The organism is Janthinobacterium sp. MP5059B (assembly GCF_001758645.1).
Lineage (GTDB): Bacteria > Pseudomonadota > Gammaproteobacteria > Burkholderiales > Burkholderiaceae_D > Janthinobacterium > Janthinobacterium lividum.
In genome coordinates, this window is the sequence record NZ_LRHX01000006.1 from 1243943 (window position 1) to 1266523 (window position 22581).

18 protein-coding genes are annotated in these 22581 nt (G+C 62.1%); 7 read left to right on the forward strand and 11 right to left on the reverse strand.

Annotation, left to right across the window (positions count from 1 at the left end):
• Positions 1–52 precede the first annotated feature (52 nt).
• The 4 genes from JAB1_RS10225 to JAB1_RS10240 all read left to right on the forward strand — a co-directional run bounded on the left by JAB1_RS10225 (position 53) and on the right by JAB1_RS10240 (position 6150).
• On the forward strand, positions 53–340 hold the full coding sequence (locus JAB1_RS10225) for a type II toxin-antitoxin system Phd/YefM family antitoxin (RefSeq protein WP_070279745.1): 288 nt from the start codon (positions 53–55) through the stop codon (positions 338–340).
• Position 341: 1 nt separating this feature from the next.
• Positions 342–674 (forward strand): type II toxin-antitoxin system RelE/ParE family toxin, encoded by a 333-nt coding sequence (locus tag JAB1_RS10230; RefSeq protein WP_070279747.1) that lies wholly within the window; start codon positions 342–344, stop codon positions 672–674.
• 76 nt (positions 675–750) lie between these two features.
• On the forward strand, positions 751–3627 hold the full coding sequence (locus JAB1_RS10235) for a pitrilysin family protein (RefSeq protein ID WP_139144513.1): 2877 nt from the start codon (positions 751–753) through the stop codon (positions 3625–3627).
• Between the two features lie 186 nt (positions 3628–3813).
• Positions 3814–6150, forward strand: a complete 2337-nt coding sequence (locus JAB1_RS10240) for a M20/M25/M40 family metallo-hydrolase (protein WP_070279750.1) — start codon at positions 3814–3816, stop codon at positions 6148–6150.
• Positions 6151–6165: 15 nt separating this feature from the next.
• Here the strand turns inward: JAB1_RS10240 and JAB1_RS10245 are convergent, their stop codons facing one another.
• Both JAB1_RS10245 and JAB1_RS10250 read right to left on the reverse strand, forming a co-directional pair.
• On the reverse strand, positions 6166–6420 hold the full coding sequence (locus JAB1_RS10245; RefSeq protein WP_070279751.1) for a hypothetical protein: 255 nt from the start codon (positions 6418–6420) through the stop codon (positions 6166–6168).
• Positions 6421–6441: 21 nt separating this feature from the next.
• On the reverse strand, positions 6442–7227 hold the full coding sequence (locus JAB1_RS10250) for a DNA/RNA non-specific endonuclease (protein ID WP_070279907.1): 786 nt from the start codon (positions 7225–7227) through the stop codon (positions 6442–6444).
• A gap of 214 nt (positions 7228–7441) precedes the next feature.
• Here JAB1_RS10250 and JAB1_RS10255 point away from each other — a divergent pair, with 214 nt between their 5' ends.
• Positions 7442–7969 carry an SRPBCC family protein gene (locus JAB1_RS10255; RefSeq protein ID WP_034785934.1) on the forward strand — a complete coding sequence of 176 codons (528 nt, stop codon included), beginning with the start codon at positions 7442–7444 and terminating at the stop codon, positions 7967–7969.
• 83 nt (positions 7970–8052) lie between these two features.
• Here JAB1_RS10255 and JAB1_RS10260 read toward each other — a convergent pair whose 3' ends face one another.
• The 6 genes from JAB1_RS10260 to JAB1_RS10285 form a co-directional block, all read right to left on the reverse strand.
• Positions 8053–9066, reverse strand: a complete 1014-nt coding sequence (locus tag JAB1_RS10260) for a response regulator (RefSeq protein WP_052140444.1) — start codon at positions 9064–9066, stop codon at positions 8053–8055.
• Positions 9059–10156, reverse strand: a complete 1098-nt coding sequence (locus JAB1_RS10265) for a hybrid sensor histidine kinase/response regulator (protein WP_070279753.1) — start codon at positions 10154–10156, stop codon at positions 9059–9061. Before JAB1_RS10265 ends, JAB1_RS10260 begins: the two co-directional genes overlap by 8 nt.
• 1 nt (position 10157) lies before the next feature.
• Complete coding sequence (locus JAB1_RS10270; protein WP_070279755.1) at positions 10158–11501, reverse strand: HAMP domain-containing sensor histidine kinase; 1344 nt, start codon at positions 11499–11501, stop codon at positions 10158–10160.
• Positions 11501–12895, reverse strand: a complete 1395-nt coding sequence (locus JAB1_RS10275; protein ID WP_070279756.1) for a class I SAM-dependent methyltransferase — start codon at positions 12893–12895, stop codon at positions 11501–11503. Before JAB1_RS10275 ends, JAB1_RS10270 begins: the two co-directional genes overlap by 1 nt.
• A gap of 264 nt (positions 12896–13159) precedes the next feature.
• Complete coding sequence (locus tag JAB1_RS10280; protein ID WP_034785941.1) at positions 13160–14185, reverse strand: AraC family transcriptional regulator; 1026 nt, start codon at positions 14183–14185, stop codon at positions 13160–13162.
• Positions 14185–15087, reverse strand: a complete 903-nt coding sequence (locus JAB1_RS10285; RefSeq protein WP_070259375.1) for a GGDEF domain-containing protein — start codon at positions 15085–15087, stop codon at positions 14185–14187. Before JAB1_RS10285 ends, JAB1_RS10280 begins: the two co-directional genes overlap by 1 nt.
• 306 nt (positions 15088–15393) lie before the next feature.
• Here JAB1_RS10285 and JAB1_RS10290 point away from each other — a divergent pair, with 306 nt between their 5' ends.
• A complete protein-coding gene (locus tag JAB1_RS10290; protein WP_083299658.1) occupies positions 15394–17931 on the forward strand; it encodes a TonB-dependent receptor in 2538 nt (845 codons plus the stop codon).
• Between the two features lie 17 nt (positions 17932–17948).
• Positions 17949–19808 carry a phytase gene (locus tag JAB1_RS10295; RefSeq protein ID WP_070279908.1) on the forward strand — a complete coding sequence of 620 codons (1860 nt, stop codon included), beginning with the start codon at positions 17949–17951 and terminating at the stop codon, positions 19806–19808.
• A gap of 76 nt (positions 19809–19884) precedes the next feature.
• Here the strand turns inward: JAB1_RS10295 and JAB1_RS10300 are convergent, their stop codons facing one another.
• The 3 genes from JAB1_RS10300 to JAB1_RS29540 form a co-directional block, all read right to left on the reverse strand.
• Complete coding sequence (locus JAB1_RS10300; protein ID WP_070279758.1) at positions 19885–20298, reverse strand: hypothetical protein; 414 nt, start codon at positions 20296–20298, stop codon at positions 19885–19887.
• Between the two features lie 315 nt (positions 20299–20613).
• On the reverse strand, positions 20614–21963 hold the full coding sequence (locus tag JAB1_RS10305) for a serine hydrolase domain-containing protein (protein WP_244965225.1): 1350 nt from the start codon (positions 21961–21963) through the stop codon (positions 20614–20616).
• A gap of 194 nt (positions 21964–22157) precedes the next feature.
• Positions 22158–22517, reverse strand: coding sequence for a hypothetical protein (locus JAB1_RS29540; RefSeq protein WP_139144514.1), 360 nt, complete (start codon positions 22515–22517; stop codon positions 22158–22160).
• Between the last annotated feature and the right edge of the window lie 64 nt (positions 22518–22581).

The following is a 22581-nucleotide window of genomic DNA, read 5'->3' on the forward strand; positions in this document are numbered from 1 at the left end:
AAATTTGGTGTATATTTGGTCCTATCGTATTTTTTTCGCATTCGGAGCCGCCATGGACTTAAAGGAACGCATCAAGCCGATTTCCTACCTCAAGGCCAATACCACCGAGATCGTCAACAGCTTTGACGCGGGCCAGGACGAGCCCATCATCATCACGCAAAATGGCGAAGCGAAGATGGTCGTGCTGTCCATGCACGCGTATCAGGAAGGCAAGCGGCAAGCGCGGCACATGCAGGAGCAGCATGCATTCATGAAACTGATCGCCATGGGCAACCAGGACATCGCGCGTGGCGACGTGGTGTCCGAAGAAGACTTCCTGGCCAGCCTCGATCACGACTGACATGGCGCGCATCGCCGTGCTGAAAAGCGCGCAAGCCGATTTCAATGAACTGCGCAGCGACTTCAAGGCACGCCACACGGCGGCCGCCCATGCCCAGTTCATCGCGGCTTTCCGGCAATTATTTGCCGATCTCAAGACCTTCCCCGACAGCGGCACGCCCGTCGAAGCCGCCCGCGAAGTCGGCATGGATGTGCGGCAATGCCTGTGCGAAGATATCCGCGTCGTGTATCACCATGACCGCGCGCACGACATCGTGTGCATCCGCATGTTCCTGCCCACCAAACGCGACTTCCTCGCCCACTTGACGGCGCGCATCCTGCGGCCCGACTGTTAGCCCCTATGCAGGGCGGCACGAATATTCTATGCTGCGGCGTTGCACTTTCCACATTCCAAGAAAAGAAGGAGCCCCCGTGTCAAGAATCATGCCCGTTTTATTACCCGCTTTCGCCCTGGCCCTGTCGGCCATGGCTTCGTCGAACCTGGGTGCCGCGCCCGTCAAACCGGCCGCCGCCCACGGCGCTGCCGCCAGCAAGGCCGATTTGCTGCCGTTCAAGGCGACGGAAAAGACCCTGGCCAACGGTTTGAAGATCATCATCGTGCCGACCGGCTTCCCCAACCTGGTCTCGCTGCAGATTCCCGTGCAGACGGGCTCGCGCAATGAAGTCGAGCCGGGCAAGTCCGGCTTTGCCCACTTTTTCGAACACATGATGTTCCGCGGCACCAAGGCCTATCCGCCCGAAAAATACCAGGAAGTCATCACCCGCGCCGGCGCGCGCCAGAATGCGTATACGAGCGACGACCTGACGAATTACCACACGACGTTTGCCAAGCAGGACCTGGAAACCGTGCTGAGGGTGGAGGCGGACCGCTTCCAGCATCTCGACTATGCGGAAGACGCGTTCAAGACGGAATCGCGGGCCGTGCTGGGCGAATACAACAAGAACAGCGCCAATCCCGTCTCGAAACTGTTCGAAGTGATGCGCGACAGCGCCTATACGACGCATACCTACAAGCACACGACGATGGGTTTTATCCAGGACATCGAAGACATGCCGAACCAGTACGCGTACTCGAAGGTCTTCTTCGACCGCTGGTACCGTCCCGAGCGCACCACCATCATCATCGCCGGCGACGTGGAACCGCAGCAAGCCATCGCGCTGGTGGAAAAATACTGGAGCGCCTGGCAGCGCGGCAAGCAGCAGGCGGCCGTGCCCGTGGAACCAAAGCCGCGCGGCCCCGTCTACAAGCACGTGGCCTGGCCCACGCCAACCCTGCCGTGGGTCGCCGTCGGCTTCCACGCGCCCGCGTTTTCCGTGAAGGACAAAGACCAGGCCGCATTGTCGACCCTGCTGTCGCTGTCGTTCGGCCGCACCTCGCCTTTATATAAACGCCTGGTGCAGAACGAGCAAAAGGTCGACCAATTGTTCGACATGACGCCGGAGCGGGTCGACCCGACCCTGGCCGTGCTCGGCGCGCGCGTGAAAAACATCGATGACGCCGTCTACGTGCGCGACGCCATCCTGGCTACCGTGGCGCAGCTGCGCGATACGCCAGTGAGCGAAAAAGACCTGGCGGATGCCAAGTCGGCGGAAAAATACGGCTTGATCCGCTCGCTGGACAACACGGAGCAGATCGCCGGCACCCTGGCTTCCTTCGTGCATTTCGACCGCTCGTACGCCACCATCAACCAGTACTACCGGCTGATCGATACGCTCACGCCGGCCGACCTGCAGGCGGCCGCGCGCAAATACCTGACGGACGACGGGCTGGTAGTGACGACCCTGTCGCACCAGCCGATGGCGGCCGCCATCGCCACCACGCCGACACTGGCCAGCCTGCTGCCAGCCGCCTCGAACGCGAAGTTCGACGTGCTGGTGCAAAAGTCCGCGCTGCCGCAAATCCGCTACAAGCTGCTGTTTACGGCCGGTTCCGCGCAAGATCCGCAAGGCAAGGAAGGCCTGGCCGCGCTGACGGCAGCCATGGTGGCGTCCGCTGGTTCGTCCGAGCGCAAGATCGACGAGGTCAATCAGGCCCTGTTCCCGCTGGCCGGCAGTTTCAGCCAGCAGACGGACAAGGAAATGACGACGTTTACGGGCTCCATCCACAAGGATAACTGGGCGCAGTTCAACGCCATCGCCCTGCCCCTGCTGCTCTCGCCCGGTTTCCGCGAAGACGACTTCCGCCGCCTGAAGGATGCGCAAAAGAATGCGCTGCTGCTGGACCTGAAGGACAATAACGAAGAAGAATTCGCCAAGGAACGCCTGCAAACCAATGTCTACGCGGGCACGCCGTACGGCCACCCCGTGCTGGGCACGGTCGCCGGCATCGACGCCATCACCCTCGACGATGTGAAACAGTTCTGGAAGAGCGCCTACGCGCAAGGCGCCGTCAAGGTGGGCATTTCCGGCGATGTGTCCGACGCCATGACGGCCTCGCTGACGCAGGCGCTGGCCGCCTTGCCGGTCGGCCCAGGCTTGCCGGCCACCGTGAAACCCGCGGGCCGCAAGGCGCAGGGCCTGGAAGTGGAAATCATCGAGAAGAACACGCGCGCCACGGCGATTTCCTTCGGCTTGCCTTTGGAGGTGACGCGCACGCACCCGGACTTCCCCGCCCTGTGGCTGGCAAAAACGTGGCTGGGCGAGCACCGCGCCTCGAATTCCTACCTGTATCAGCGCATCCGTGAAATCCGCGGCATGAACTATGGCGACTACGCGTACATTGAAGCGTTCCCGCGCGGCATGTACCAGTTCTTCCCGAACCCGAACCTGGGCCGCAAGGCGCAGCTGTTCGAAATCTGGATCCGCCCCGTGGCGCCGGACAACGCCCACTTCGCCCTGCGCGTGGCCCTGACGGAATTGGGCAAGCTGGTCGACAACGGCCTGACGCAGGACGATTTCGCCACCACCCGCGATTACCTGATGAAGAACGTCTTCGTCATGACGTCGACACAGGACCAGCAGCTGGGCTATGCGCTCGATTCGCAATGGTATGGCACGCCCGAGTTCACCAAGCTGATGCGTGATGGCTTGTCGAAACTGACGGTGGCGGACGTCAACCGCGCCATCAAGCAGCACCTGTCGGCGCAGAACCTGTCCGTGGTGATCGTCGCCAAGGATGCTGCCGGCTTGAAGGAAAAGCTCGTCAGCGACGCGTTTTCGCCCATCAAGTACGACGGCAACAAGCCGCAGGCGCTGCTCGATGAAGACAAGGTCATCGGCGCGATGAAGCTGAACATCAAGCCAGCCGCCGTCACCGTCACGCCGGCGGCGCAGGCGTTCGCGAAGTAAGCGTTTTGCCAGATTAAGCTCGTCCGGCAAGCTGCATTGGACGAGGTTGATCTGGCATTCGGCGCGGCCAAACCCGCCTTCAGGCCGCAAATCCCGGTCTTGGTCGCAAAGTATCATCTTGGCAATCGGCTTATCCGCATACTGTTTTTCGACTCTTCCCGAGTGAAAACCATGACAAGGATAGCCATGCACCTGCTCCATCCCCACCTTTACGCCACTTGCATCCTCGCCGCTGCCGCCCTGCCAGGCGCCCTGTACGCGCAGGCGCCGGCCCTCGCCGGACAGTGGCAATTCCAGACGGCGACAGGCACGACCACGACAAATGGCGTCGAGGTCGACCTGATCGACACGGGCATCCTCGACATTACCGAAGAGCAAGCCGGGTGGCGCGCGACGATCGCATGGCTCGACGAACGGGGCCAGCTCACGCCGCCGCGCACGGTCAAGGGTACGCCAGGCCCCGCCGGCACCATTTTCAGGCACGGCGGCAAGCGCGTCAGCACGGGGCGCAACGGCCAGGACATCAGCACCGAGGTGACGATACGCTGGACCTTGCAAGCCAAAGGCGACGTGCTGAGCGGCGAACGCCTGGTCGAAACCGATGAGAACGAACCCAAGCCCGTAAGCGGCACGCGGCTGAAGGAACGCTATGTGCCGCCGGCACTGCCGGCCGCGACGCCAGTGGCAAGCGGCGCCGCGCGCGGCCCTTCCACGCCGGCCGAACGCGCGCGCGTGGTGCAGATGGCGCAAGAGGCGCAGCGCGATCCCCTGGCCGTGCAACAGCGCGACGGCGCCTGGCTGGGCGCATGGATAGAAGCGATTCCCGACTTCACCTTACCGGCCAGTGCGCTGGAAAGCTGGCTGTCCATCGCCAGCAGGCCGGCCATCCGCGAGGCAACGGTCTTTCAATACCTTGCCAGCGCGATGGCTTTCCAGATCGAACACCCGGACCAGGCCGGGCGGCAAAGCGCCAGCGACCTGGCGGGGATGCAGGGCGTGCTGCGCGCCTACGAAACCCTGCTGCGACAGGATAAGCTGCACCGTTCCGCCAAGCTGGACGCGGCGCTGGCGGCGCGCCGGGAAGACAGGCTGCCCGCCTTCCTCGCCACGCTGTCCGGCAGGGATGCTGGCATTGAAGCGACGACATCGCCATCCGGCGACGCCACGGCGCGCCGGATTGTGGCGCTGGGCACCAGCGAACCGCGCGCAATGGACTGGCTCGACATCCTGAGCAACCGCTTCGGCGGCCGCATGGCCGGCAGCGATGCCTACACGCATGCGGCACAATGGGCGCGCATGCAACTGCAGCAATGGGGTGTGCAAGCCGAGCTGGAAGAAGCGGGCCACATGCCCGTCGGCTTCAACCGCGGTCCCTGGTCGGGCAAGATGCTGGCGCCCCGGGAGCAGCCCCTGCGCCTGGCGACGCCCGCCTATACGGCCGGCACCCGTGGCGGGCAGCAAGGCCTGGCAATCGTGGGGCCGGCCACCCTGGACGAGGCGCTGGAGCGCGCCGCGCAATTCAAGGGAAAATGGGTGCTGACCGGCGGCGAAAACAGCGGTGGCGGGCGCGATGGCAAGACCGTCCACCAGCCCAGGGCCATCACCCGGGTGTTGATGCAGGCCGGCGCCCTCGGCACCATCCAGTCTGGCGAAGAACCGCTGTATGCCGCCAGCGCCGCGCCCGCCACCTGGGCGGCCCTGCCGACCTTGCCTGACATCAAGCTGGCCGCGCCACAATATGCCGACATCCGCCAGCGCCTGGCGCGCGGTGAAGCCGTGACCCTGGAGTTTGACATCCGCAACTGGTTCTATCCGGGGCCGGTGGCGTATCACAACGTCGTCGCCCGCATTCCGGGCACGGAAAAGCCGGAGGAAATCGTGCTGATCGGCGCCCACCTCGACAGCTACGATGGCGGCACGGGCGCGGCCGACAATGGCGGCGGCGTGGCCACCATGCTGGAGGCGATGCGCCTGCTGGCCAAGTCCGATGCCAGGCCGCGCCGCACCATCATGCTGCTGGCCTTCGGCGCGGAGGAAATCGGCCGCAAGGGTTCGTTCGCATTCGCCGAGCGGCATGCGGGGGAATTGCACAATATCGTCATGATGCTGAACCGCGACGGCCGGCCTGGCGCCATCGACGGCATTGCGATTCCCTCGGCCTGGAAACCCGTGTTTGGCCGGGTTGAACAGGCCCTGCAAGACATCCACCCCGTGTTCGGCTTCGCCACGACCATCAACGACGTGCCGCGCGATGCCAGCAAGGCGATGAGTGCGCGCGCCGGCAGCGATGACGCTGTCTTCAGCCTGCATGGCGTGCCGACGCCGAAGTTTACCGTGCTCGGCGATTTCGACTATGCGCGCGTGCATCACACGGTGCTCGATACCTACGACAGCGTGCAGCCTTTCAGCGCGGCGCAGCAATACTCGGCCATCGCCATCGCCTTGAGCGCGTATGAAGTGGCGAATGCGCCGGAAGAGATCAACAGGAACGGCTACTATCGCGCCGCCAAGGCGGCGCAGTAGACGTCCCCGCCAGCATCACTCGAAGGGATTGGCCACCGACGTCACTTCGGGCGGCGGCAGCTGGTCGGGCAGTTCCTGCTTTTCCAGCTGCGCCACCACGTCGCCCAGCAATTTTTGCAATTGCTTCGCCAAGGCCAGGCCCGGCTTGTCCAGGGTCAGGTCGATGTCGCCGCTGATGCTGATGCGGTCGATGCGGTTTTCGATAGTCAGGCTGCCAATGTCCAGCACATCGCTTTCATTGGCATACGGGATGAATTTCTTTGCGCACATGGGATTTCCTTTTTGACGATCTTATTTCTTGGACTTGCTCTTTACCTTGGGCAGACTCAGCATGCGCAACTTTTGCTGCCGCGTCAGCGACGGTAACAGATCGATGCCTATCCTGTCTTCCAGTTGCGCAATGCTCAACACTTCATACGTCTTGGTATCGACGTTTTCAATGAAGTAGGCGGCGCCGGCGCGCTGGCGCGGGCTGTAGACGGCCTTGTACAGATGGCTGGGCACGATCACCCGGCCCACCTTGCGCAGGTTGCCGCCAATAAAAGCCGGGCCCGTGATCACGTACAGGTCGCCTTCCTTCTTCGCCATCTTGCGCACGGCGCCCTCGATGCCGGCCCACACATAGCGGTTGTTGCGCGCATCCTGCGGCACCATGTTGGCGAGGGTGAAGCTGTCGCGCTGGCTCTGGCGGTCCGGCATGTCGCCGTTGGGCGCCATGTGGCCACGGTCGAAGCCGCTGCGCGCATAATCGGCCAGTTCCGCGCGCTGGGCGGCGGGCAGCTTGCGTTCGGCATGGAAAGAGTTTTCGCGCGACAAATCCTGTGCCGCTTCCAGGTTGTTCGCCGTCAAGTGTTCAGCCGACCACAGCGGCGTGCGCGTGATACCCGAGTGCATCACGCCAAACACGTTGTAGCACAGCTCCTTGGTGGCCACGTCCAGCTTGGGGTTGGTGATTTCCGGCTTGCGGCCATCGACGTAATGGGCAGGACAGGCATCGGCATGCGCCAGGTTCGCGGCAAAGGCAGAAGCCAGCAGGCCGCACGCCAGGGTCAGCCTGGCGATCGATCGTTGAATCATATTTCCCTCTGAAATCTTGCAGGCCAGCATTCTAGCGGACGCCGGCCCTCAGCACCAAGCTGCACAAACCTGGCGTGCGCGGCGAAAAACAGGCGTACAGGCGGCCCTGCGCAGAGCTGGCGCAAATAAAGGCCAACAGGCCGCGCACAGCCATTCATATCTGCTAAGATTGCCTTGATTTGTTCGCATCGACCATTCAAGATTTGGAGAGCATATGATCAAAAAAACCCTGCTGCTGATCGTTGTCGTCGTCGCCGCCATCCTCGGCTATGCCACCACCAAGCCCGACACCTTCAGTGTCCAGCGCGAAATCACCATCAAGGCCCCGCCCGAGAAAATCGCCGCCCTGATCACGGACTTCCACTACTGGGCCGCCTGGTCGCCGTGGGAAAAGCTCGATCCGGCCATGCGCCGCACGTTTACGGGTCCGGCCAATGGCCTGGGCGCGCAATATGCGTGGACGGGCAATGACAAGGTGGGTGCCGGCCGCATGGAAATCACGGAAGCGGCCCAGCCCGAACGCACCGTCATCAAGCTGGACTTCCTCAAGCCGTTTGAAAGCCATAACACCACCACCTTTACCATGGCGCCCGAAGGCGATGGCACCAAGGTGAACTGGACCATGACGGGCCCCAGCCCTTACGTCAGCAAGGTCATGACGGTGTTCGTCAGCATGGATACCATGATAGGCAAGGATTTTGAAAAAGGCTTGAACAACCTGAAGGCGGCGGCGGAGCGCTAAGCCCGCTCACCGCCACCAGACACAGGGCCCGCGCGGCCCTGTTTTAGTTGGCGCCGCCCCTTGCGGGGGGGGGGGGCGCATGCTTAGAACTGCTCGATCCAGGCCGCCAGGTGGTCTGGCGTGAGCGCCGGTTCAGCCTGCACCACCTTGCCTTGCAAGCCTTGCTCCGTCTTGCTGAGCTGCAAGGACCAGCCGCGCCGCGCCAGCCACAGCAAGCTGGCCAGCCAGAACGAGTGGATGGGCGAGACGGGCGTGGTGGTCGGCGTTTCCAGGAATTCCGTCAGCAGGCGGCCATCGAGAAACAGCGCCGTGCCGCCCTGGTTTTGCAGCGCCGCGCCGAACACGGGCAGCAGCATGTCGATCGTCTGTTCCACGCCGCGCCCCGGATAGTCGCGTTCGAGCGTGTCGAGCTGCTGGCGCACGGCGGCGGCAAAGGCCGTGCCGCGGAAGGCTTCCGAGCTGACCAGGTCGGCATAATCCATCAGCAGCCAGTCCGGCTCGGGCGGCGTGACGCCGGCCGTCAGGGCCGCCGACAAATACGCTTCCACGGGCAATTGCTGCTCCGGACCAGCCAGGCTGGCGCACAGGGCGTAGAGGGTACCGATGCGGTTGGCAACGGCTTGCCGCTGGCGCACCATCAGCTTTTCGCGCAGCAACTGGGCGTGCTCGTTGCGCAAGCGCGCCAGTTCCAGCGCCTGCTTGAGTTCCATGCGCAGGGCCGCGATATCCCACGGCTTCTGGATGTAGCGGTGGATCTGCCCCTGGTTGACGGCTTCCACCGTGTGCTCCAGCTCGGAATACGCGGTGGTCAAAATGCGCACGATGTGCGGATGGCGGTCCCAGGCGTACGACAACAGCTCGTTGCCATAAGCGCCGGGCATGCGTTGATCCGACACCAGCACGGCGATGCGGTCGGCCTGCTCGTCGAGGATGCGCTTGCCCTCCTCGACAGAGGTGGCCGTCAGCACGACGGCCAGCGGCGCGATAGCGCGCTGGAAATATTTGAGGGCGTTGGCCTCGTCATCGACATAGAGTATCGTCGGCAAGCCTTGCGCCGGCTCACGCTGAGCCGGTAAACGCAGATTGGCGTCAATCATGCTCGTTCCTTATATGTACTGGAAAATTCAGGGTTACCGTGGTGGAAGTGCCAAACTCGGTGGCGATATCGAGGTTGCCGCCAAACGACTGCATCATGCGGTGACAAAACACCATGCCCCAGCCCTTGCCTTCGCCGCCGCTGGCACTGACGGGGTCGATCAACAGCTGTTCGACGATCTCGGGGGCGATGCCGGCGCCATTGTCGCGCACCATGATGCGGCCGGCGTCGATGCGGATGCCGATTGCCGGATGGGCTTGCTCGCCGGCCGAGCGCAAGGCATTCGCCAGCACGGACGATAAAATCAGCGCAACGCAATTGGGCGACTCGGCAATGGAGAAATCGTCGCCCACTTCAACCGTGATGGCGGCGCGCTGGGCCGTGCTCAAGGGATAGCTGTCGAGCAAGGCGGCCAGCAGCTGGCGCGCGCTGCCGGCGCGGCGTCCGCCCTGCATGCCCGGCCCGGCACTGGCCAGGCGCACCGTGTCGATAAAGCTGGCCAGGACGGACAGACAATAGCGCGCATTGTCGTGCATCAAGGCGGCCGCTTCGCCGATCTCGGCCTGCGGTGCCGCGTCCGCCTGCGCGCGCCGCGCGATGCCGCGCGCAAAATTGGCGATGGCCGCCAGCGGGGTGTTCAATTCATGCGCGAGGAAAGCCAGCGATTCCTCCATCGCCACCAGGCCCTGGCGGCGCGCGGCGCGCTCGCGTCCCGTCTGCACGGCCAGTTGCAGCGCCGTTTGCATGGCGGGCAAATCGAGCGGCTTTTCCAGCAGGCGGAACACCGCGCCGCCGTTGATCAGCTCGAGCAGCACGTCCTTGTCCGCATACGCGGTCACCAGCATGCAGACGATGTGCGGATAGCGCTGCGCCACTTCCTGCAGCAATTCGCTGCCCAGGCGGTCCGGCATGCGGTAATCGGTGACGAGCACGTCGATCTGGCCGGCGTCGTCATGCAGCAGAGCGAGCGCCGCATCGACGCTCTGCGCCGTCAGCACGCGGTAGCGTGGACCGACGGCGCGCTCGAAATACTTGCAGGCGAGCGCTTCATCGTCCACGTACAGCACGCTGGCGCGGCTATCGTTATCCATGCTAGCGGCCCTCCCAATCGGAGCGCTGCAAGTCGAAATTCATGCTGGCCCACACGCCCAGCTCGCTTTCGGCGCTGAGGGTGCCGCCGTGGCGCTCGATCACGCCATAGCTGATGCTCAGTCCCAGGCCCAGGCCCTGCCCCACTTCGCGCGTGGTAAAGAACGGTTCGAACACGCGCGCCAGGTTTTCCGGTGCGATGCCGGGACCGTTGTCGCGCACGCTGATGCGCAGGCGGTTCTCGTCCCAGTGGGCCGTGATGCGGATCTCGAACGGCGGCGCATTGCCCTTGCGCATGGACAGCACGGCATTGCCCAGCAAGTTGATCAGCACGCCCACGATGGCCGCCTCGTCGCCGCGCACCAGGGTGTCGACGGGCAAGTCGTGGCTGATGCTGACATTTTTCGTTTCATGCCCCACCAGGCGGATGGCCGCGTCGAGCGCGCTGCGGAACTGGAAATGCCCCGTTTCCAGCTGGTTACCGCTCTTGCGGTAGGCAAAGGTCTTCAAGTCGGACACGATGTGCTGCACGCGCAGCATGCCCTGCTTGGCGTCGGCCAGGCATTCGCTGACCAGCGCGCTTTGCTGGGCGGCCGGGTCTTCGATGGCCACCTCGATGGCCATCATGCAGAAATTCACGGGGTTATTGACTTCATGCAGCATGCCGGCGGCCAGGGTGCCGATGGCGGCCATTTTCTCCTGCTGCAGCATCTGCCCCTTGATATCGGCCAGGCTCTTGTTGGTTTCTTCCAGCTGCGTGTTCTTTTGCGCCACTTCCGCCTTCAGCTGGAACAGCATGAAGCGGGCGCGCTCATTAAAATAGGTAAATACGGCGCTGATGCTGGCCGACATGATGAGGAACAGGCAGTTGACGACAAACGTGCCCGGCAAGTCGAAGCCGCCCGCATGCCAGGCGCAGGCGGCCACATACAGCAGGCAGGAGATGGCGCCGAAGACCATGTTTTGCCACAGGCCGAACGCCAGCACGATGCCCGACGAATAGATGGCCAGGGTCATGCCCACATAATAGATCGAGGTGGCGCCTTCCGTGACGGCGATCATCCAGGCGATCATGATTTGCGGCAGGATCAGCCAGACAAACGTCAGGCCCTGGATGCGGTCTTGCGCCCAGCGCGTGCGCATGGCCAGCACGACGCAAAAGATCAGCGCGGACACGACGATGCGCGCGCTGGTAAACGCCGATTGCTTGTCCGGGTACAGGGCCGAATCGAGGCCCATGCCCAGCAGGATCAGCACGATGCCCGTGTACGCCCCGCCGCGGCTGAATTCCAGGCGGAAGTCGCGCAAAACGGCCGTGTAGCCGGCGTGCAGGCCTGGAGTATCCATCAAGGAATGCTCACTTCCGCGAACACATTCACGCCCGTGGCGTCGACATAGATCAGCGGATCCGTTGCATGTTCGGGCAACAAGGCCGACAGGCCTTCTTCATTGCGATAGATCAAATGCCACTCCAGCAAATGCTCCATGCCGAACTTGCCCGGATTGTTCGCGTGCACATTGGTGACGAGCAAACGTCCGCCCGGCCCCACGCGCGAGGCGAAGTGCATCAGCAGGCGCGCACACACCTTGTCGGACAGGTAGTCGAACAGGCCGGCGCAATACACGGCGTCGAAACTGCCGGGCAAGCCCGTGGCGCCCGAGCCATGGCGGCGCTTGAGCAGGTTATGCACGGAATCGTGCACATAGTCGATCTCGACCACGCGCCCCGTACGCTGCATGATGGTGGTCAGGCGCGCGCGCGTCCAGTCCAGGGTCTCGCTGCTGAAGTCGACCAGCTCGAAAGCCAGCCATTGCGCATCGGGACAGGTTTCCAGGAAACGCTGTACTTCGATGGCCGGGCCGCAGCCAACGTTGAGCACCTTGTAGACGCGCCCGGCAGTGCGCGCCGCGGCCGCCTTCTGCGACAGGAATTCCGTCAGGATATCGATGCGGTTGCGGTGCGCCGTGGCGACAGCCGCCTGCAGGAAGGCCGCATTGACGATCTGAAAATAGGTGCTCGGGCCCTGGCGCGGATCGTCCAGCAGCTGGTTGACCATCTGGTAATCGCCCGCATAGCCGAGTGGTTTGGTAAACGTGCGGAAGACGAACGGTGCGCGCAGGATCAATGGATGCAGCGCCGCCTGGGCGAAGGCGCGGTGCGCCGGCGCCCGCTCTTCCTCGACCAGCGAGGCTTCCACCTCGAGCTGGCGCAGGTACAGCTGGGTTTGCTCCATCAGCGGCAAGGCCAGTTCATCGAAGATATCGGGGCGCAGCCGGCCGTTTTCCTTGGGCAGCGAGTCGGACAGGTCGACCTGTTCGACCCAGCGCGCCACTTCCGACAGGAAGGCGCGCATTTCGTTGACGACGATCTGGTAGTCGCGGCGGATGCGGAAACGCTCGCCCCAGCCGGCGACAAAGGCGCTGGACTCTTTCAACACGGCGCCCTTGACGACGACCACGTCGCTCAGCTCGCGCCACTCGTCGATCAGGGTCACGGAAACGATGGCGGTCAGGCCCGTGTTGACGCTGCTGATGACGACGGCCTTGCCCACGTAGGCGTTTTTCGCCCCCATGCGCACCGTCACGTCATTGAGCACCTCGCTGACCTGCACAATCGAGTATGGATTATAGATTTCCATGACCAGCGAATTGCGCTGCAAGTTGAAAATCGTGCCACGCACCGCCTCACCCTGGGTGTTGCGGAAACTGACGACTGGATCGATCTGCGATTGTGAATACACGATTGAGCATTATCAAGTTGCCCGGTTTCCGGCACACCACACGGGTGACGCCAGTTTCCAGGCTGGGTTAAGGCACGGCACACCGGTCGTCTGCCGCCGGCCCCGCCATCAAGATGACGGTATTGCGGCGTCGTTTGACGCCGTGCCGGAGCGCCTCAAAGCGCGTCTGTTCGCTCTCTGATCGAGTGTACTATGGATGTAGCAGAACGGGCAATTGTTCCCTCAGGAACGACTGTCCGTGGCGCTGGCGCGCAACGCCGGCGATCAACCAGCCACGAACAGTGCCAGCGCGTGACGCAATAGTTGCGGCGTCTGCCCCGTCCAGCGCTTGAACGAGCGGCGGAAGTTGGTGGCATCATGAAAGCCAAGGTAGGCGGCCACGGCATCGTTATCGTAGCCATGGGCCTGGAACAGGTAGATGGCCTTGTGTGCGCGCACCTGGTCCAGCTCGGCCTGGAAATGCGTGCCATGGCGCGCCAGGTGGCGTTTCAGGGTGGCGGGACTGACGCCGAATTCCTGCGCCGTGCGCTCCAGGGTCGGCGCGCAGCGGATATTGGCCAGCAGGTAATCGTACAGCGCGCCGAGCAGGCTCGCTGCCGGCACGGGCGCCAAGGCCGCCGCCCGCAAGGCCAGCGCGGCCGCCGTGGCATTGCCGCGCGGCCAGGGTTTGTCGAGCCAGCTGGAATCGATGAGCATGGCGTCGACCTGGCAATCGAAACGCAACGCCTGGCCCAGGTGCACCTCATGCTGCTCGACGTGGCGGGGCCGCGCGCGGTTGAAGCAGAAGCGCCACGGCAGGGACTGCCCGGCCAGCCAGCGGCACATGGCCGCCAGTGCCGTCATGTGCATTTCCACCAAAAAAGGCAGCTGGCTCGGCGCGCCGAATGCATCGACCCAATACAGCACATGCATGTCGCCCGCTTCGCGCAAGCGCGGCTGCAGCAGCGGACACAGCAAGGTATGAAAGCCGCACAGGATGCCCAGCGCCTGGCGCAGATTCTGCGCCTGCAGCAAGGCATGGCTGGCGGCGCCGTAATGGCCGGGCAGCATTTGCTGGCCCAGCATGAAGCTGGTGTCGGCACTGTCCAGGCCGCGCGCCACGTTGGCCAGCAATTGCAGGTATTGCGCGGCGCTGACCTGGCTTTCCTCGGAAGGCAGCGCGCCGCCATCGAGCCCCGTGCCCTTGAGCAGCGGCGCCACGGCCAGCTCCCGGCTGCGCGCGTAGTCGAGCACCAGCGCCGGCTGGTGATGGGCCGCGATGCTGGGGTCGCCTTGCTGGTTCAGCGGCATCAGGCAGGCGCGGCGGAACTGATTCCGGCACCGGAGCGCGGCGTTTCCACGGCCCTGCTCAACTCGGCCAAGACCACTTCCGGCACGCCATCGGTCAGCGAGCAGGCGTGCCGCAGGCTCAGGCGGATTTCGCGGTTATCGTTGGCGTGGTGGCGCATCTGCCCCACCATGGCGCACAGGTGGCGCGCCTTCACGGCCGCATCTTCGCGCGACACGCCCGGCATCAGCACGGCAAAGCGGTCGCCCGCATAGCGGCACAGCAAATCGTCATTGCGCAAGTTCAGCAGCAGCATGTGGCCCACGGCTTGCAGCACGCGGTCGCCTTCGCGGTGGCCGTATTCGCGGTTAATCAGGTGAAAGCTGTCGATATCGAGCAAGACCAGCGCGCAATCGAGGCCGGGACGGCGCTCCTGCTCCAGGCGCATCTGCGTGCGCAGGTAGCTGGCGTCGGCCAGTTGCGTGATGCGGTCGAAAGCGCGGTGGTCGCGGAACAGGCGTTCGCGCTTTTGCAGGTGTTCATTTAACCGGAACTGTTCCTGACGCCAGTAATACATGCCGATCGTCAGCACCAGCATGCCAAACGGAATCAAGGCTTCCAGCCAGTTATCCCACACGGCGCTCTTATCGACGGCAAAGAATTCATCGAGGCAATCGGCCCAGGACCCCAGCATGATGGCGCACAGGCCGCCGGCGATCAAACTCGTCACCAGCCCGCGGGGACGGCTGCTGAGGGTAAACAAGAACCAGATGCCCGCCATGACGGCCGTGCCGCCTTCGCAGACGATATCCATCCACTTCCAGATGGCAAACGGTTTAAGGTGCCCCAGTGTGGCATACAGGAACAAGAACAGGGGCAACGCGAGCGCGGCGGCAATCAGGCTGTTACGGTGCAACGGCAGCATGTGGGAAACCTTTAAAAGTGGTGCTGTCGCCACGATAGCGCCCGCCCATGACGGCACGATGACATGCCCCGCGCCCGTGCGGCAGGTGCAAACGGCTCATCATTAGTAGCGCAGCCGATGCAAATCCGGCAAGCCGCATCCCATGCGCCCCGCGCTGCCAGGTCATTTCAGCTCATGGCAGCGCCATTCCAGCCGGAAAGCGTTCGCATGCCGTTGTTTTCAGGGTGGCAAGCCCTTGCCTGTCACGCAACCGTCATATTTGCTGCCTAGAATCCGCCCGGTTCCTTCCCCCTAACCGAGCTCTTCATGAAAACCATGCACACATCGTTCCCCTCCCCGCTGCGCCTCACAGCCCTGGCACTCGGCATCATGGCCGTCTTCAGCGGCCAAAGCCATGCGCAAGCGCAAGATGCGGACGGCCAGCCGGCCGCCACCGTGGTCGTCAGCGGCCAGCGCGCCAGCCTGCGCAACGCCATCGCCGCGCAAGAGAAAGCCGACAACATCATCAGCGTCATCAGCAGCGACGATATCGGCGGCTTGCCCGACAAAAACGCGGCCGAGGCGCTGGCCCGCTTGCCGGGCGTGTCCGTGCAGCGCGACCAGGGCGAAGGCCGCTACATCACGGTGCGCGGCCTGGGTCCTGACCTGAACGCCGTCACCATCAACGGCGCGCTGGTGCCGTCGCCGGAAGCGGGCCGCCGCGCCGTGGCGCTGGACATCCTGCCAGCCGGCCTGATCCGCACCTTGGAAGTCTCGAAGACCTTGCTGCCGGAAATGGACGCCAACTCGCTGGGCGCCACCGTCGAAGTCAAATCGCTGTCCGCCTTCGACTTGCCGGGCAAGCTGCTGTCGGCCAACGTGGGCGCCAGCTACGATGAAAAGACGGGCAAGACCAGCCCCAGCGGCGGCGCCCTGTGGGCCCAGCGCTTCCTCGACGGCAAGCTGGGCGTAGCCGCCGGCCTGAGCGCGGAAAAGCGCTCGTTCGGCTCGGACGACGTGGAAACGGGCGGCGCCTGGAGCAAGGGTAAGTTGTCGGGCCTGGAATTGCGCGACTACCTGCCCGTGCGCAAGCGCGGCGCGGTGGCCGTCAACCTCGATTACCGTCCCGAAGCGGGCAACAGCTGGTTCCTGCGCTCCTTCGTCAGCGAATTTTCCGATGATGAAGTGCGCGACCGCCTGACCATCAGCAATATCGCGGGCGGCAGCCTGGCCGAAGGAGCCACGGCCAGCGCACGCGCCGAGCGCCGCATCCGCCAGCGCAAGTATACGCAGCAAGTGCGCTCCTTAGTCCTGGGCACGCAGCAGAAATCGGGCGACTGGACGCTGGACGTGAAAGGCGGCATGAGCCGCGCCACGGAAGACACGCCGGAGTCGCTGAACGATGGCCGTTTCCGCGGCACCAGCAATTTCGCCGGCATCAGCTTCACGGACACGCAGGAACCGAAATTGAGCGGCCCCCCCTCGCTGTACGACCCGGCCAGCTACGCGCTTAACGCCATCACCCTGCAAAAGCGCTATTCGAAGGACAATGAGCACCACGCGCGCATCGACCTGGCCCGCAAGTTCGACACCGCCACCCTGAAGTTCGGCGCGAAAGTCAGCCGCCGCGAAAAATCCAATGACACGGATCAATGGGCGTACAACAGCAGCAAGGCTTCCAGCGGCAATTACTGGGGCGCAGGCTCGACCTCGATGAGCAACTTCGTGCAAGGCCATAATCTCGACTACGACCTGGGCAACATCGGCGTGGCGCTGGACCCGGCCCTCATCCGCGCCCGCGTGGCGGGGCTGGACCGCGCCAAGGCGCGCCTGTCCACCGAGTCCATCATCAACGACTACCGCATGCATGAAGACATCAACGCCATGTATGTGCAGAACAGCTATGACTTCGACGCCTGGCACATCCTGGGCGGCGTGCGCGCCGAGCGCACCAGCTTTGAGGCGGCCGGCTCGCAAGTGGACAGCGCCGGCGTCGCCACGGCCTTGACGCGCGAACGCTCGTACACCAACTGGCTGCCAAACCTGCAAACCCGTTATGACCTGGATCAACATACCAGCGTGCGGGCCGCCTGGACGCAAGCCGTCGTACGCGCCAACTTCAGCCAGCTGGCGCCGGGCATCAGCCTGGCCAGCAACACGGAAGCCGTGATCGGCAACCCGGATTTGAAGCCCTTGAAGGCAAACAACCTGGACCTCGGTATCGAAAGAGTCCTGGGCAATGACGGCGTGATGTCGGCCTACGGCTTCTACAAGGACATCAAGAATTTTACCTATACGACGAACCTGGCCGGCACGGGACAGTGGGCCGGCTACACGACGGCAACCTCGTATGCAAACGGTGACGCAGCCAAAGTAAAGGGCATCGAACTGGCCTACATGCAGCCGCTGCGCATGCTGCCGGCGCCATTCAATAAATTCCTCGTCGGCGTGAACGGCACCCTGAGCACCTCGAGCGCGCAAATCGGCCGCTTTGACAAGGCCAGCAACAAGCAGATGAACCGCGACATCCGCCTGCCGGGCCAGTCGAACCAGGTAATGAACTTGATGCTGGGCTATGAAACGGGCCCGGTCAGCGCCCGCCTGGCCCTCAACTACAAGTCGCCGTATCTGCTGGAAATGGGCGGCGACATCCTCGACCAAAGCCAGGACCATATCGTCGCCAGCCAGAAACAGCTCGATTTCTCGCTGTCGTACCAGATCAATAAACAGTTCCAGCTGATGTTTGAGGCGGCTAACCTGAACAACGAAAAATACTATGTCTACCAGGGCACGAAGCAATACAACGTGCAGAACGAACAATATGGCCGCACCTTTAAAGTGAGCCTGAAAGCCAGCGCCTTCTGATGATGATTTCCAATAACATGAAAAAAACCGTACTCTGCAGCGCTTTGCTGGCTGCCTTTTGCATCATGGGCACGGCACAGGCCGCACCTGCCCAAGCTGTCCCCTCCTTCACGCAGGAAGCGGAAGAACTGGCGCGCCTGCCCGGCGGCGGCTGGCTGACCCTGGACAAGCACGGCTTGCGCCTGTTCGATCCTGCGGGCAAGGAACAGGACCGCATCGCCGTGCGCGCCAAGCAGCTCGACACGCGCATCGACGGCAACAAGGTGCTGGCCGTGTTCCTGGAAGCGGACACGCAGCGCCCCCTGCCCGTATCCGTCGATGTGCAAGCCGGCAAGCTGGTCAAGCTGGCGCCGTTCCCCATCCCGACCTTTTCCGTGGAAGCGTCGTGCCTGTACCGCGACGCGCAGCAGCTAACCCATCTGTTCTTGATCGGCAAGGATGGGCAAGCGGAACAGTGGGTGATGCAGGGAGAACAGCGCAGCCTGGTGCGCAAACTGGCCTTGCCGCCGCACGCCAAGCATTGCCGGGTCGACGATGGCGCCCAGCGCCTGCTGGTAAGCGAGGCCAACATGGGCGTCTGGGCGTATGACGCCGAATCCGAAGGCATGGGCAAACGCGAAGTGGTCGCCCTGCGCAAGCCGTACGGCCAGCTGGACGGCGGCGCCGGGGCGCTGGCAGTGCTGCCGGGCGGGGTGGCAGTTCTCGACGGCAAGGCGGAAAAGCTGCACCTGTTCGCCCATCAGGGGAGTCAATGGACGGCCATGCCGCCGCAAGCCGTCGCCTTGAACGTGCGCAAGGGCGACAGTCAGCTGGCACTCAATGGAAATTCGTTGATGTTACGCGGCAAGAATGGTTGGCAGGCGCGGCCCTTGAAATGGGCTGGCCAAGCGGAAACACAGCCTGCCGTGGCCATCATCGCCCCGCAAGCGCAGACGGAACCGATGGCGCGCCAGGGGGACGCGGCCGACGATCCAGCCATCTGGCTGTCCAGCAACGCCGCCGACGCACGCATCCTCGGTACCAACAAGAAACAGGGTTTATTGGTCTACGACCTGCAAGGCAAGCAGACCCAGTTGCTGGAAGTGGGTCGCCTGAACAACGTCGACGTGCGGCAGAACATCAGTCTTGGCGGCAGCAAGGTCGACCTGGCCGTGGCCACCCAGCGCGACGACAACAGCATGATGTTGTTCACCATCAATGCCAGCGGCGACGTGGCGGAAGCGGGCCGTTTCCCTACCGGCCTGAAAAGCATCTACGGCATGTGTTTGTACCAGCCGGCCAGCGGCGGCGTGGAAGCGTTCATCAACGACAAGGACGGCACCTTCCAGCAGTACAGCATCGGCCTGGAAGGCAACAAGTTCAGCGCCACCCTCTTGCGCAGCTTCAAGGTGGCCACGCAACCGGAAGGCTGCGTGGCCGACGATGCCAACGCCCGCCTGTTCCTGGGCGAGGAAACGCGCGGCATCTGGACCACCTCGGCCGACGCCGCCAAGCCGGACGCCCTGGCCATGGTCTTGCCGGTGGGAGCGCAATTGACGGCCGACGTGGAAGGCATGGCCATCTACCGCAAGCCTGGCGCCAAGGCCAATACGGGCTACCTGATCGTCTCCAGCCAAGGCGACAGCAGCTACGTGGTGCTCGACGCGCAAGCGCCCTACAAGGTGCGCGGCCGCTTCAAGGTGGGCTTCAATCTGCCGGCCGGCATCGACGGCACCTCGGAAACGGACGGCCTCGACGTCACCTCCGCCAACCTGGGCGGCGCGTACGCGCAAGGCATGCTGGTGATCCAGGACGGCTACAAGCGCTTGCCGGACGGACCGCAGAACTTCAAGTATGTGGCTTGGGGGGATGTGGCGAAGGCGTTGAAGCTGGAATAATCAGGCGGGGCCGGCCCGGCCGGGGGAATGCGCCTCAATGGGGCGCATTCCGATCCCGAGGAGCCCGGCCCCGATACTATCTGCGCGGCATATCGATATGAAATGGCAGGCGCTTGCTGCACAAGTCCACCATGCCCGACACGGCTAGTCGATCCGCCGACAATTCAATGATGTTGACGGCCGACACGTCACCATATTCCATCATATAGATACCCGATTCCTCTGCCTCGGGATGCATATCCAGCATCCCGATCGAAAACGCTCCTCCCTGCCCTTCCGGTATGCGCAAGCCATGCAGGAAAAAGGCCGGCGGATACAGTGCCCACGACCATTCCGCATCCTCCGGCTCGGTCAAGCGCATAAACACCTCATCGTCGCCATGGATATCGATATTCAGCTCCAGCATGCCGCTGCCATGCGCTTCCAGACTAATGCTTGATTTCGCTACATCCACTTCAAAATTGGTGTTGCCGATACTAAAAACAGTCATTCAATACTTCTCCTGAGTTACAAGCAAATAGACGGTGCGATAAACAGCAAGAAATGCAGGATTGCCGTGTCTTCACCATATTCATTCAACTATTGTCAATGCGCACAGCAATGACATTAAACTTTACCACCTTTAATAATGCCAATGAATGCAAGAAAGAGGCGTTTACTCTGTAAAACAGGTAAAACTTGTAATGTCCGCTTCCGCCCCGAAGCGGTTATTGCTACAGCATCGCGCGGGACTTTAAAAAATGAAATGCATTTCGATTATTCAGATGAAGACATTTCTGCAACACAGCCCATGTTTTGTTCATAATCACGTTGCGACGCGCAGATTTTCGTTCATTTCACCATTTTGGTGGAGAACGACTTTAACCACGGTATTGGTCGTATCGCGCACGAACTCCATGTGGACTAGTGTGTTTTTTATAAAGAATCCGTTGTTTGAATGGGGATGCACAGGGGTGACGTCGCCCCCGGTGCGAAGCATCAATAACTGGTCAGCATCACGCCAGAAAGTGCGTTGCTCAGTGGCATTCACGGTATAAACGCCGGCGTAGGCGTCGAGCAAGCTGGCGTCCAGATTGATCTCCTTGAAATCTTGGATCGGCTTGCCGATCGCAATCGCAGCAATTTTATGTGCGACATACTCTGGATCTACGATGCCGAAGTCAGCGTTGCTCAGAACTGCTATGAATAGCTGATCTTTCGGCAAACGCAGCCCAAAGGTCTGGAAGCCGTTGATAGCACCACCGTGCGCGAACATCGGTCGTTGCTGCAGCGTTCCGATTTCCCATCCATAGCCGTACGCGCAGGAGCTGCCGTCCACCAACCTGTAGGGTGTAAATGCCTTCGTCCAATTCAATGCGCTGATGAGCTTACCGCTAGCGACCGCATTCTCCCAACGCGCCAAGTCGTCCACGTTCGAGACCAGCGCACCAGCTGCATATGCCTGGCTGATGCTCATCAGATCACATGGGACGAAACTGTTATCGCAATATGTGTGTCCCGCCGCTGCTCGCTGCAGGCTCAGTTCATGGCCTTCGTAGTAGGTGCAATTCATACCGAGGGGTACAAATATGTGTTGTTCTACAAACTTTGCGTAAGACAGCCCCGAAATTTTTTCGATGAGCGCTCCTAGCAAGAAATATCCCGAATTGTTGTAGTTGAAAGCGGTACCCGGCGCGAATTCTAGCGGGTCATTTTTGAAACTGTCGATCACCTCGGTCACCGTAAGCTCGGTGGCAATGTTGGCGTCATAATCCTTCTTGTCCGTATAGCTGACGATGCCCGAAGTATGGGTCAAAAGGTGCTCGACTGTGATCTGACTACCTTGTGCAGGGTAGTCCGGAAAAAAATCTCCTACTTTGTCAGCGAGGGACAATTTTCCTTGTTCGATGAGCATCAAAATGGATACCGCAGTGAATTGCTTACTAATTGAACCAAGGCGCATCGTTGTTTCGGGCGTCATCATCTCCGGCTTCGCGATACTGGCCATGCCATAAGCTTGGCGGAACATCGTCCTGCCCTCCAGCATGACGATAACAGTGGCGCCTGGCTCATTGGTCTTGTAGAAAGAGGCAATAGTGGCATCGATCAAAGCGGCAAAACCGTTATCGGGGGCGACCGGAGAATTGGCCGTGGCAAGCGTGGGCATTTTATTCATTTTTTCTGTCGTGCTGGACGTATGTACTGATGCAGTTTTCAAGCACCATCGGCATTACGCGGTGATCTTCCGTGAGCATGGCATTCAATGCTGCCCTGGGCCGATCTCGGTCGTTTGCGAAGGACCGCTATTGGCCGGTTGCCGTCGTTGGCAGGTGCCGCCCCAAGGCAGTCGTACCCGAGCGAACCATGGCGTTAATCAAAGACCGTCCAGGGATTCATTACTGCCGGAGAGAACCAGGCTATTCCCTGTGCGGTCAAGATACGTTCTTGCTCAAACCATATTCGGTGACATTGACCACGATTGACTGCCGGTCCAGCAACGATCTTCGCTTCCTCCTTCGCAGCGCGAATTTGCTCCCACAGCGCTGGTTCATCTTCGATTGGGTCGTACAACTGGCTCTTTCCAGATTGGTTTAGTGCAGCCTTGAGTACTCTCGACCGCAACAAGGGCTCCATTGATAACAATGCTGTCTTTGCCGTCATCACTGGGCAGCCGGTTGCCTTGTGATACGCAATGAGATCCGAATTTCTGAGCGGTTCGTCGTTTGTCATGGGTTATAGATACAGGTCGTGCAATGTCCGCTTCTGGCCGATTGCCGACTCTTTTAGTCGAAAT